11 protein-coding genes are annotated in these 12,580 nt (G+C 53.9%); 4 read left to right on the forward strand and 7 right to left on the reverse strand.

Going from position 1 to position 12,580, the window contains the following annotated elements:
• Positions 1-483: 483 nt before the first annotated feature.
• Complete coding sequence (gene rstA / locus QLG21_RS10100; RefSeq protein WP_137848496.1) at positions 484-1,200, reverse strand: two-component system response regulator RstA; 717 nt, start codon at positions 1,198-1,200, stop codon at positions 484-486.
• 129 nt (positions 1,201-1,329) lie between these two features.
• Between rstA and QLG21_RS10105 the strand changes: the two genes are divergently transcribed.
• Entirely contained in the window at positions 1,330-1,665 is a 336-nt protein-coding gene (locus tag QLG21_RS10105; RefSeq protein WP_088207397.1) for a GlpM family protein, read from the forward strand.
• On the opposite strand, the gene folM is transcribed toward QLG21_RS10105, so the two are convergent.
• The 3 genes from folM to ydgH all read right to left on the reverse strand — a co-directional run bounded on the left by folM (position 1,662) and on the right by ydgH (position 4,935).
• The gene (gene folM, locus QLG21_RS10110) at positions 1,662-2,384 is read right to left on the reverse strand and encodes a dihydromonapterin reductase (protein ID WP_282484315.1); all 723 of its coding nucleotides are present in this window, start codon (positions 2,382-2,384) and stop codon (positions 1,662-1,664) included. The genes QLG21_RS10105 and folM overlap by 4 nt on opposite strands.
• 39 nt (positions 2,385-2,423) lie before the next feature.
• Positions 2,424-3,806 carry an amino acid permease gene (locus QLG21_RS10115; RefSeq protein ID WP_282484316.1) on the reverse strand — a complete coding sequence of 461 codons (1,383 nt, stop codon included), beginning with the start codon at positions 3,804-3,806 and terminating at the stop codon, positions 2,424-2,426.
• Between the two features lie 184 nt (positions 3,807-3,990).
• A complete protein-coding gene (ydgH, locus tag QLG21_RS10120; protein ID WP_282484317.1) occupies positions 3,991-4,935 on the reverse strand; it encodes a DUF1471 family protein YdgH in 945 nt (314 codons plus the stop codon).
• A gap of 535 nt (positions 4,936-5,470) precedes the next feature.
• On the opposite strand from ydgH, the gene pntA reads away from it, so the two are divergent.
• From pntA to QLG21_RS10135, 3 genes are all read left to right on the forward strand, one after another.
• The gene (gene pntA, locus QLG21_RS10125; RefSeq protein ID WP_137848500.1) at positions 5,471-7,000 is read left to right on the forward strand and encodes a Re/Si-specific NAD(P)(+) transhydrogenase subunit alpha; all 1,530 of its coding nucleotides are present in this window, start codon (positions 5,471-5,473) and stop codon (positions 6,998-7,000) included.
• 10 nt (positions 7,001-7,010) lie between these two features.
• A complete protein-coding gene (pntB, locus tag QLG21_RS10130; RefSeq protein ID WP_282484318.1) occupies positions 7,011-8,399 on the forward strand; it encodes a Re/Si-specific NAD(P)(+) transhydrogenase subunit beta in 1,389 nt (462 codons plus the stop codon).
• 107 nt (positions 8,400-8,506) lie between these two features.
• Positions 8,507-9,616 (forward strand): mechanosensitive ion channel family protein, encoded by a 1,110-nt coding sequence (locus tag QLG21_RS10135; RefSeq protein WP_137848501.1) that lies wholly within the window; start codon positions 8,507-8,509, stop codon positions 9,614-9,616.
• Between the two features lie 40 nt (positions 9,617-9,656).
• On the opposite strand, the gene uspE is transcribed toward QLG21_RS10135, so the two are convergent.
• The 3 genes from uspE to ogt all read right to left on the reverse strand — a co-directional run bounded on the left by uspE (position 9,657) and on the right by ogt (position 12,196).
• A complete protein-coding gene (uspE, locus tag QLG21_RS10140; RefSeq protein WP_006174990.1) occupies positions 9,657-10,607 on the reverse strand; it encodes a universal stress protein UspE in 951 nt (316 codons plus the stop codon).
• A gap of 137 nt (positions 10,608-10,744) precedes the next feature.
• On the reverse strand, positions 10,745-11,497 hold the full coding sequence (fnr, locus tag QLG21_RS10145) for a fumarate/nitrate reduction transcriptional regulator Fnr (protein WP_006174991.1): 753 nt from the start codon (positions 11,495-11,497) through the stop codon (positions 10,745-10,747).
• A 183-nt stretch (positions 11,498-11,680) separates the two neighbouring features.
• Entirely contained in the window at positions 11,681-12,196 is a 516-nt protein-coding gene (gene ogt / locus QLG21_RS10150; protein WP_282484319.1) for a methylated-DNA--[protein]-cysteine S-methyltransferase, read from the reverse strand.
• Positions 12,197-12,580 lie beyond the last annotated feature (384 nt).

A 12,580-nucleotide genomic window follows, 5' to 3' on the forward strand; every position in this document is an offset into this window, starting at 1 on the left:
GCGATCCAGATTTCGGCAATTATATAAGTTGTTGAAAATGATCACTATTTTTTAATTTTACGGCGGTTGTCCTTTGTTTTCATAGGGATAACAATAAAGCCAGGTTTAAGTGCTTACAAAAATTTAACGATTTTATGAATTGAATGCCTGAATTTTGATCGATAAATTTGAAAAGCGAATGCAAAATATATTCTTTGCTAAAACATCAATTCATTAGATATTCTTTCGCTTGCGTTAAGGAGCATGCGGATAATAGACAGGTATTGTTACTTCTGTTGCGGTTTTGCCGAGGTAATATAGGTTGGCTTTAGGACTAATCTTACCGTGAAGTGATGGTTTCGCGCGGAAATATTTTGCCTTGCGGAGCATGAAAACCGGTTTTCTTGAACATGCTGGCCTGTGCGAGACAGCCTGATTAAGAGATGAAAACTGCAAATGCGCATTCAAAATGCGTAGATTCTGAATGCGCTGAAATAAGCGGGATCAGGTTTCCCAGGCATGCGGGGCAAAAAGATAGCCCTTATTGCGCACGGTTTTAATGCGGTACGGCTCAGTGGCGTTATCCAGCAACTTCTTACGCAGGCGTGAAATGGCCACGTCCACGCTGCGGTCCATTCCGTCGTAACTGACGCCGCGTAGGTTTTTGAGCAACGCATCGCGGTCCATGATCTGTCCGGCGTGAGTCGCCAGCTCCCAGAGCAGGTCAAAATCTGCGGTTGAAAGGGCGATTGGCTCTCCGGAAAGCAGCACCTGACGATTGACGGGATCGATAGAGAGCGTGCCGAATCGCATCGCCTTATGCGGCGCCAGGGAAGAGGCAGGCGCTTCGCGTTCATTGCTGGCTCGCTGGCGAAGATGAAGGCGCAGGCGCGCGAGCAGCACGGCTGGCGGCGTCGTTTTGAGGATATAGTCATTAGCCCCCATCTCCAGCGACAAAATGTGGTTCATGTCGCTGTCGAGCGAGGTCAGCAAGACGATAGGGCCGTCCCATTGCGCACGCAGATCCCGGCACAGCGTCATGCCGTCCTTGCCGGGGAGCATGATGTCCAGCAGCACTAAATCGGGGTTTTCTCGCAAGATCACCTCTTCGGCGCGGTCGCCGCGAGGCTCAACAATGACATCCATATCATGTTTACCCAGATAAGCGGCAATCAGTTGCCCGACTTCGGGTTCATCCTCTACATAAACGATCTTATTCATACTGCGTCTGTTATCGCGAAAAAAGCCAACATACACCTCACAACCTTAACCTTCCATATACTCTTTCACTATTAACGCCAGTTTCGTTATTCTGGCTGACATTGTTACTTGATTGTTATAGGAAAAAGTATGGGGCTGGTGATGAAGGCTGCGCTGGGCGCGCTGGTGGTGTTATTGATTGGTGTGCTGGCAAAAACGAAGAATTACTATATTGCCGGGTTAATTCCCCTGTTTCCGACCTTTGCGCTGATCGCGCACTATATCGTCGCCACCGAGCGGGGCAATGACGCGCTGCGCAGTACTATTGTTTTTGGGATGTGGTCGATTATCCCTTATTTCCTCTACCTACTGTCGCTGTGGTATTTCACTGGCTTTCTTCGTCTTCCTCTGGCGCTGAGCGGGGCAGTGGTATGCTGGGCGCTCAGCGCCTGGGTGCTGATCTTCTTCTGGAGCCGCTTCCACTAGCGTAGCGGGCGTCCACCGTCCACGGCGAAGGTTCTCCCAGTGACGTAGCAGCTGGTGAGCAGATAATCGATAAGGTCGATGATCTCTTTTTCACCCGGCGCAATTTTCATCAGCGACTTGTTTAGCGCCTGCTGGCGGTACTCGGCGTCGTCACCCTCATTGAACAAAATCATCGACGGGGCGATGGCGTTAACTTTGACTTCGGGGGCCAGCTTGCGGGCAAACGAACGCGTCATGTTATCCAGCGCCGCCTTGCTTGCCGCGTAGGCAATATGCTTGTCGCTACCACGCTCTACGACGTAATCGGTGAAGTGGATAATGTCGCCCGCGGCATGACCGTGGCCGCGCAGTAAATCCTGCAACGTGTGGTTGAGCAGATACGGCGCGTTGACGTGGATTTGCATCATGCAGGCGAGCGTGTCGCTGAGCGATGTACCGGGCTTTTCGGCAAGCCAGGCGCTGGCGTTATGAATGATGGCGCGCAGACCCTGAGTGGTTGCTTTCACCGTCTGAGCAAAGGCCAGTATTCCCTCGTCGGTCGAGAAATCTGCCTGGATGCAAATTGCCCCGGCTTTTCTCAGCTCCTCAATCGAGGGATATTCGTTACGGTAGCTCACGATCACCGGCTGGTGGAGGTTCAGGAAATGATGGGCGAGGGCGAGGCCGATGCGACGGCCTGCGCCGGTAATCAGTATTGGGCGATGCGGTGTTTGTCCCATCGTGTTCTCCTTTACAGTTCAACAACGGGACAAACAGCGTTATCCCATTAACATCCACGTTGCCGGTACGGCGGCCATTAACAGCAGCCCGATCAGCACCATCTCGCGACGTTTGAGCGCATTATCGAGCTGATGGGTACTACGCGCGTAGATAAACACCAGCAGACCCGGCGCATACAGCACCACCGACAGCAGCAGGTGCATAGGACCGGAAGCATACAACAGCCACAGGCCGTAGAGACAGGCTCCGACACCTACCGCATAGTGAGCCGGACGGCTGGCAATTTTCAACAAATACGCACCCACTAAGAAATAGGGTACCAGAATCATTTCAGAGGCGATGGTCAGCAGTGTGTTATAGTCTGAACCTGTGAGCCAGATCAGCACCAGACAGACCTGCACGCTAATGTTTGTCAGCCAAAGCGATGCCGATGGCGCATTGTTTTTATTCTGGCGGGCAAAAAGACGCGGGAAGGCTTTGTGCGTTGCGGCCAGGAACGGCACTTCTGCCGCCATAATCGTCCAGCTCAAATATGCCCCGCAGACCGAGACAATCAGCCCGGCTGCGATGACCACATCACCCCATGGACCGAGCATTTTGACCATCAGGCCCGCCATCGACGGATTACGCATCCCGGCCAGTTCCGGGCGAGCAACCACGCCAAGCGACAGGAGCGTTACCAGAAGATAGACGCCCAACGCTGCCAGTACGGCCAGCAGGGTAGCACGGCCAACATCGCGCTTATTCCGCGCCCGCGCAGAGACCACCACCGCACCTTCAACACCGATAAACACCCACAGGGTAATCAGCATGGTGTTTTTCACCTGCTCCCAGACGGGCACGCCGAGCGCAACGCCGGAGAAATCGAGCGTGAAAACGTCCAGACGAAACGCGATAAACGCCAGGACAACAAACAGGCCAAGCGGCACCAGCTTCGCCAGCGTCGCGACCAGGTTGATGCTGGCCGCGGTCTGAACGCCGCGCAGTACCAGCCAGTGGACCACCCACAGCAGAACCGAGGCACCGACTATGGATTGCCAGGTGTTCCCGTCGCCGAACAGACGCAGTTCTGGCGTGTCGGTAAAGAAACTGAGGGCAGAGAAGACAATCACCAGATAGGAGACGTTAGCGATGACCGCACACAGCCAGTAGCCCCATGCGGAACAGAAGCCAATCAGCTCCCCAAAGCCTTCGCGTGCATAGGTGAATATCCCGCCGTCCAGGTCCGGTCGGATACGCGTCAGCAGCAGCATGGCAAAGGCCAGCAATAATATCCCGACCCCGGTGATGCCCCAGCCAATCAACAGTGCCGCAGGGCCTGCGACCGCCGCCATATTCTGCGGCAAACTGAATACGCCCGCGCCCAGCATTGAGCTCAATACGAGTGCAGTTAAAGCACTCAGGCCTAGTTTCTTTTCCATTGGCTTCCTGTTATGAAAGGTCCAAATCCAGAATAATTATTTCGCTAAGGCGCATAAAAATGGTGGATCACACTAAGGCGCGGGATTTTACGGAGTGTCACGAATGCATGCAATGATGTGCGGCAGAAATTCTAAAAAAAGTAACAAAAAAGGCGGCCAGCGCCGCCTTTGCTAAACCCTTTACTTACTTGTACAGGTCGGCGCTGATGGTCACGTTGTTACCACGTTCCTGCCACTGGCGGGTGATGTGGTAATACTTGGCCCCTTTCTTCGCGGCACGCTTCGCCACCTGATAAGAGACTTCCGTACCGTTGCCGTAGTTGCCGGTAAACTTGATGCTGTCGAACGGTACCATCTGCGCAGCAGTGGCGTTGTTCAGCTCTTCAATTTTTGTTCCATCCGGCAGCGTGACAGCGTAACGTCCACCTTTAGTGGTTTGCGTTTCAAAGAAGCGACCCACTTCAGCGCTTGGGGCTGCAGAGGTAGCAACGCCCGGGATTTCGACTTTCTTCGCCTCTTCGCCGCCTTTCGCCAGCGCTGCGCGACCGGCGTCAGAATCAGCAGGGATGGCATCCGGGCTTTGCAGTACGCGTTTTTTCGCATCTTGTTTATAGATGAACGCGGTGATGCGCTGGTTGCCGCCCTGGTTGGCATCGACCTGACGCACGATGTAGAACGCGTAAGCCCCTTTCGCTTTCGCCGCTTTGGTGATGACATCATTCACCTCAGGCTGGCTGCGATAGAAGCCCTGAACGGTAACGGTGTCGTAAGGCTCAAGCTCAATCGCCTGATCTTTTGGCAGTTCTACGATACCGTTAATGACGCGGTTTGTCGGCGCGTCCGCTTTCGGGGCATTTTCTTTGAACAGCGCAATGGTCACGCGCTGGTTGCCGCTGTTGCCCTGATCGGATTGATCAAGGACGTAAAACGAGGCTGCGCCTTTTTTATCGGCGGCTTTTGATGCGGCGGCAACGGCGTCGCCAATGGAGTTGTAACGACCCACAATGACCGTCTGGTCAAAAGGTTTTAACGCTGCCGCTTGCTCCGGCGTTAACTCTGTCGCGGCATTCGCAGACAGGGCGGTCGCAGAAAGAAGTGCGGACGCCAGGAGTGTGTTCTTAAGCTTCATAAAAATAATCCTTCGCCTTGCGCAAACCATGTACTGGTATTGTTGTTAATTTGAGACGGTCCCGATTATGGCATTTAAAACCCGTCGCTGTCTGCGCCATTTTTCACAGCCTGTGCTCACGGCGTGACCCAATTCGATAGCATTTAGTGATATGTTGAAAAAACAGACGTTTGACAAGCAAAACTGATGAAGCATATGACTTTTACAAGTTAATTTAATGTTAATAAGTTGTTCTCTTATGGCGCTATATCATGTTTTTACCGCTTCGCTTGCGCGATTTATCGGTCTTCGCGATGAATTTAAGGTAAATATCCCTGTCAGTGACGCCGATCGCTTATTTTTGACAGATAAAATAAGAAATAGTGTTTTATGGCGGTAGATCACAGGCGCTATTTTCAGTAGGTTATAGAAAGTTTGTTACTGTTTTATTTTCCGGGGTGACTCATTTTTCGACGCTATGTCGGTGGCGAAAAATGATACAAGCCGCGGTCATTTATCGACAAACCATCATCAATAACCGATGGAAGGGAAAACTATGCGTATTGGGGTACCAAAAGAACGGTTAGCCAATGAGACCCGCGTAGCGGCAACACCGAAGACGGTGGAGCAACTGCTTAAACTGGGTTTTACCGTCGCGGTTGAACGCGGCGCGGGCAAGCTGGCAAGTTTCGATGACGAGGCCTTTATTCAGGCTGGCGCAGAAGTCGTAGACGGCGCGGAAGTCTGGCAATCACCAATCATTCTCAAGGTGAATGCGCCTGAAGAGAGTGAGATCGGGCTGCTTAACGCGGGCACGACGCTGGTGAGCTTCCTCTGGCCTGCTCAGAATCCGGAACTGATGGAGAAACTGGCCGCACGCGGTGTGACCGTAATGGCGATGGACTCTGTGCCACGCATCTCACGTGCGCAGTCGCTGGATGCCTTAAGTTCGATGGCCAACATCGCCGGTTACCGCGCGATCGTCGAAGCCGCTCACGAATTTGGTCGCTTCTTTACCGGTCAGATCACCGCTGCGGGCAAAGTGCCGCCAGCAAAAGTGATGGTGATAGGTGCGGGCGTGGCGGGCCTGGCGGCAATCGGGGCAGCCAACAGCCTCGGCGCTATCGTCCGTGCGTTTGATACCCGTCCGGAAGTGAAAGAACAGGTACAAAGTATGGGTGCCGAATTCCTTGAGCTGGACTTCAAGGAAGAGGCGGGCAGCGGTGACGGCTACGCGAAGGTAATGTCCGAAGCCTTTATCAAGGCGGAAATGGCGCTCTTTGCCGCGCAGGCAAAAGAGGTCGATATTATCGTCACCACCGCGCTGATTCCGGGTAAACCAGCACCGAAGCTGATCACCCGTGAAATGGTCGACAGCATGAACCCGGGCAGCGTGATCGTCGATCTGGCCGCGCAGAACGGCGGGAACTGTGAATACACCGTGCCGAATCAGGTCATCACCACGGCCAACGGCGTGAAGGTGATCGGCTATACCGATCTGCCGGGCCGACTGCCAACGCAGTCTTCCCAGCTTTACGGCACCAACCTCGTTAACCTGCTGAAGCTGCTCTGCAAAGAGAAAGACGGCAACATCACCGTTGATTTCGACGATGTGGTGGTGCGCGGCGTCACGGTGGTACGCGACGGTGAAATCACCTGGCCTGCACCACCGATTCAGGTTTCCGCCCAGCCTCAGGCCGCCCCTAAAGCCGCGCCTGAGCCTGTAGAGCCCGCAAAACCGGCCTCGCCGTGGCGCAAATACGCGATCATGGCGCTGGTGATTATTCTGTTTGGCTGGCTGGCCGACGTTGCGCCGAAAGAGTTCCTCGGCCACTTCACCGTCTTCGCGCTCTCCTGCGTGGTGGGTTACTACGTGGTGTGGAACGTCTCCCATGCGCTGCATACGCCGCTGATGTCCGTTACCAACGCCATCTCGGGGATCATTGTGGTGGGGGCATTACTGCAAATTGGTCACGGCGGCTGGATCAGCTTCCTGAGCTTTATCGCGGTGCTGATCGCCAGTATCAATATTTTCGGTGGTTTCACCGTCACTCAGCGCATGCTGAAAATGTTTCGTAAAGGCTAAGGGGTAGCATATGTCTGGAGGATTAGTAACAGCCGCATACATTGTTGCTGCAATCCTGTTTATTTTCAGTCTGGCGGGGCTTTCCAAACACGAAACCTCTCAGCAGGGAAATAATTTTGGTATCGCCGGGATGGCGATTGCGCTGATTGCCACCATCTTCGGGCCGGATACCGGCAACGTTGCGTGGATCCTGGTGGCGATGATCATCGGCGGGGCGATTGGTATTCGCCTGGCAAAACGCGTTGAAATGACCGAAATGCCAGAGCTGGTGGCGATCCTGCACAGCTTTGTCGGGCTGGCGGCGGTGCTGGTGGGCTTCAACAGCTACCTGTATCACGAACCGGGGATGGAGCCGATTCTGGTAAACATTCACCTGACAGAAGTGTTCCTTGGGATCTTCATCGGTGCGGTCACCTTTACCGGTTCAATTGTGGCCTTTGGCAAACTGCGCGGCAAAATTTCCTCAAAACCGCTGATGTTGCCTAACCGTCACAAACTGAACCTGGCGGCGCTGGTCGTATCCTTTGTGTTGCTGCTGATCTTCGTGCAGACCGAAAGCGTGGGCGTGCAGGTTCTGGCGCTGCTGGTGATGACTATCATCGCACTGGCGTTTGGCTGGCATCTGGTGGCCTCCATCGGCGGGGCAGATATGCCGGTCGTGGTATCGATGCTGAACTCCTATTCGGGCTGGGCAGCGGCAGCGGCGGGCTTTATGTTAAGCAACGACCTGCTGATCGTCACCGGTGCGCTGGTGGGTTCTTCCGGTGCGATCCTGTCCTACATCATGTGTAAAGCGATGAACCGCTCGTTTATCAGCGTCATCGCGGGTGGCTTTGGTACTGACGGTTCTTCTACCGGTTCTGATGAAGAAGTGGGCGAGCACCGCGAGATTACCGCAGAAGACACCGCAGAGATGCTGAAAAACGCCCATTCGGTGATCATCACCCCGGGCTACGGCATGGCGGTTGCACAGGCGCAGTACCCGGTGGCGGAAATTACCGAGAGGCTGCGCGCACGCGGGATCAAGGTTCGTTTTGGTATTCACCCGGTCGCCGGGCGTCTGCCGGGCCACATGAACGTGCTGCTGGCGGAAGCCAAGGTGCCTTACGACATCGTGCTGGAGATGGATGAAATCAACGATGATTTCGCTGATACCGACACCGTGCTGGTAATCGGCGCTAACGACACCGTTAACCCGGCAGCGCAGGACGATCCGCGTAGTCCGATTGCCGGAATGCCGGTTCTGGAAGTGTGGAAGGCGCAGAACGTCATTGTCTTTAAACGCTCGATGAACACCGGCTATGCTGGCGTGCAGAACCCGCTGTTCTTCAAGGAAAACACCCATATGCTGTTTGGCGACGCCAAGGCCAGCGTGGATGCGATTCTGAAAGCGCTGTAATTCCGCTTCATCCTGACAAACCGCCCCCAGGGGCGGTTTTCTTATTTCTGCGGCCGGCTTTTCTCCTCTGTCTATACTTTACCCTTTGTGTAACATGAGGAGGTGTAATGCGATTTTTGTCCCGCTTCGACATCATCGAGCTGATGATGACGCCGTCTTTCTGGATAGGCGTCGCCACGGTGGTCTTTGTGACGCTGCTGGTGTACTGGCTGCTGACGCGCCTGATCGCCTTCGTTAAGAAAGGGATCACCACCTGGGGCGACAAGCACCCCACCACCAATCGGATGCGCTTTATCCTGACGGACATGCTTAACCGCACCAGCCGCATCTTGCTGTTTATCGTGGCACTGTTGTTCAGCCTGCGTTTCATCGACTTACCCGACCATCTCTTTGGCACCGTGAGCCACGCCTGGTTCCTGGTCTTCGCGATCCAGGTGGCGCTATGGATGGATAAGGGGGTGGTGTCGTGGCTTCATCACGTCATGCTGGTGCCGGGAAGCCATAAAAATCCGGTGACGCTGGTGATCACGGGGCTTATCCTCCGTGCCATTGTCTGGTCAGTGATGCTGCTGTCTATTCTTGCTAACGCGGGCGTCAACATCACTGCTCTGGTTGCCAGCCTTGGGGTAGGGGGTATTGCCATCGCCCTCGCGGTGCAGACAATCCTGAGCGATGTCTTTGCCTCACTGTCTATCGGTTTTGATAAACCCTTCGAAATTGGCGATTTTGTGGTGTTCAACGATGTCGCGGGGACGGTTGAGCACATTGGTCTGAAAACCACCCGCATCCGCAGCCTGAGCGGGGAGCAGATTGTCTGCGGAAACGCCATCCTGCTGCAACAGACGCTGCATAACTATAAGCGTATGCAAACGCGGCGAATCGTCTTTACCTTCGGTGTCGCCAGCGATACGGCGCCGGACAAACTGCGTTCTGTCGGTGAGATGGTCAAACAGATTATTACTGACGTCGGTGAGACGAAGTTTGACCGCGCCCATTTCCTGGGCTTCGATCGCGATCGCCTGACCTTTGAGGTGGTTCATATCGTTGATACAGCGGATTACAACAAATACATGGATATTCAGCAGGAGATTAATATCCGTATTCTGGAGGGACTGAACCAGCAGGAGATCAAGCTGGCGCTGCCGAGCATGGTTCTCCACGCGCCCTGGATGGATGCCGTCGACGAGGCACCTGCGCAACGGTTGAGCGAAGCGTAATAAAAAAGCCCGCCTTTACCGGCGGGCTTTTATTTAGGGGTTAATCGTCTTCTTCATCGTCCAGTTCAACCGGGGTCTGATACTCATCCGGTTTAATGACCAGCAGGTCACAGCGCAGATGGTCGATCACCTGTTCGGCGGTATTGCCCAGGAAGGCGGCAGAAATACCGGTGCGGCCAATGGTCCCCAGCACCACAATCCCGGCCTGCAGATGCTCGGCAAGGTCAGGAATAACCTCTTCAGGCAACCCTTTTTCAACGTGGGTCATTTTCTCATCGATGCTGAATTTCTGACGCAACGCTTTCATCGCCAGCAGATGCTGACCGCGGATCGCGTCGTTATAGACGCTGGGATCAAATTCAGGCAGCTCAATGGCAATATTGATCGGCGTGACGGGATACGCGCCTACCAGGTGTACCTCGGTATGGTTGACCTGTTCGGCGAGGTGAAGCGTCTCTTTTACCAGCTTCTCGTTAAGGGAATTATGATAATCCTCTTCGCTTGCCAGGTTGACCGCCACGACAGCTTTCCCGCCTTCCGGCCACGGCTGGTCCTTCACCATCCATACCGGGCAAGGGCATTTACGCAGCAGGTGCCAGTCGGTAGGGGTAAAGATCACAGATTCGAGCTTGTCGTGCTGGTGCGTCATTTTCAGCAGGAGATCGTGCCCACCGGCGATCACTTCCTGGATAATGGCTTCGAAGGGACGGTTGTGCCAGACCACTTTGATGTCGATGGGAACGCCCGCGTCCAGGTAATATTTTGCCTGTTCACGGATCCACGCGGTACGCTGGCCGATCACGCCCTGACGCATCGCGGTACGCTCGTCAGGGGACAGAAGGGTGGTCATCTCATACGAGAAGTCGTAGATCGGCAAAAACGCTTTAATTTTGCCGCCAATCCGTTGATGTAAATACACAGCACGCCGTAAAGCGGGTTGATCGTCCTGGTTAGGATCGATGGCCACCAGCATGTTTTGATACTTTGCCATACAGGTCTCCTTACAACTGTCACCACAGTCTGTAATTAAAAGAGTAACCTATATATGTTGAATGAAACAGGGGGGAGAGTTTTGCCAGATCAATAATTACGAAGATTTATCGATCTGGCAGGCGTCGTGCGAAGCGGTTACGCCACGTTGCGGGCGTGTCCGGCGAGGACCGCCAGCGCTTCACCGTTTTCGATGGTGATGTATTTGCCTTTTACCGCCAGCATGCCGCTTTTCTGGAAACGACCCAGCAGGCGGCTGATGGTTTCAACGGTCAGACCGAGGTAGTTACCGATATCGCCGCGCGTCATCGTCAGACGGAATTCGCGTGGGGAGAAGCCACGTTCTGCGAAACGACGGGAGAGGTTATAGATAAACGCAGCCAGGCGCTCTTCTGCATTCTTTTTAGAAAGCAGCAGGATCATATCCTGGTCGCCTTTGATCTCACCGCTCATCAGACGCATCATCTGCTGGCGCAGGTTAGGCATCTTCCCGGACAGGTCGTCCAGCGTTTCGAACGGGATTTCGCAAACCATAGAGGTTTCCAGCGCCTGAGCAAAGCTCGGGTGGTGGCCAGTACCGATGGCATCAAAGCCTACCAGGTCGCCCGCCAGATGGAAGCCGGTGATCTGCTCATCGCCTTGCTCGGTGATGGTGTAGCTTTTAATGGTGCCAGAGCGGATAGCATAGAGCGATTTCAGTTCGTCTCCCGCTTTAAACAGCGTCTGCCCTTTCTGAATCGGCTTTTTGCGCTCGATGATATTATCAAGCTGATCGAGTTCATGCTCATTCAGAGTAAACGGGATACAGAGCTGGCTGATGCTGCAATCCTGGCAATGGATAGCACAACCGCCAGACTGAATGCGTCGTATAATTCGCTTTTCCGGGATCATAGGTTTGCTCAAGCCTTAATTGATATTGGTCAATTTTAACATCTTTTTGGTAAGTACGTAAGCCTGACAAACGACCAATAAACACAAGAGACGCCAACGTGTTGCCATCTTCTTGAAATTCCACAGCTTGATTATGGATTTTTAGCCTAACCGGAAGAAAATTAAGCACTAAAAGCCTGGTTTCTACAGCAAAAGATACCCTTCGTGACGCAGTAACCACTCCTTACGCTGCACGCCACCGGCATAGCCCGTCATGGTGCCGTTGCGTCCGATGACGCGATGGCAGGGAACCACAATACTGACAGGATTCGAGCCGTTAGCGGCACCCACCGCGCGTGCTGCGCCCGCACGACCGAGCTGCTCCGCGAGTTGGCCGTAGTGCATGACCTGCCCGCAGGGAATAGACCGCAGCGCCTGCCAGACTTCGCGCTGGAAGGGCGTTCCGCCCGTGGCGGTAGGCAGGTCGTTGATGATGTCGAGTTCGCCTTCGAACCAGGCGGTAAGTTTATCGCTGAGGCCACCCGGGTTGGTGGCAGATACACGCTCATAACCCTGCGCGCGGTAATGGATGTTAAGCAACGCTTCCATACGGTCGCTGTGCTCTTCCCATTCAACGGCGCGCAGATGGTATTGCTCATCCGCAATCACCCACAGCGGCCCGAGGGGCGTCGCAATTTTATCTTCGAGTAATCTCAGCATCTTCAGTCCTTCGTCCGTATGCGGTCCAGGCGGCAGGACGACAAGATACCATGCCAGTTGCCTCACCAGCCATACCCCTAAAAAGATACGCCGTCATGATGAGGCCAGCGAATTGGAGGTACTCTGCCTGACGGGCAGTCATCAATTACCCCATGTCAGCACGATTGCTGATTAATATGAGGCAGAGCGAGTTAATGTATAAGCAGGCGTTTATCGGAAAGGATATCCGGCTTCAGAAGACGATTGCGTAATATGCATTTGCTTATAAGCGAGCAAGGGAGAGGTTATTTGTCATAATGCGGAAAATGTATTTAACGCGCTAAGAATAATGCGTATCGGTATTATTTGCGAATCATTTTCATTTGTCTCGATTCTTATGACACG

Origin of the sequence: Enterobacter sp. V87_3 (genome assembly GCF_029967835.1) — a bacterium.
GTDB classification, from domain to species: Bacteria; Pseudomonadota; Gammaproteobacteria; order Enterobacterales; family Enterobacteriaceae; genus Enterobacter; species Enterobacter cancerogenus.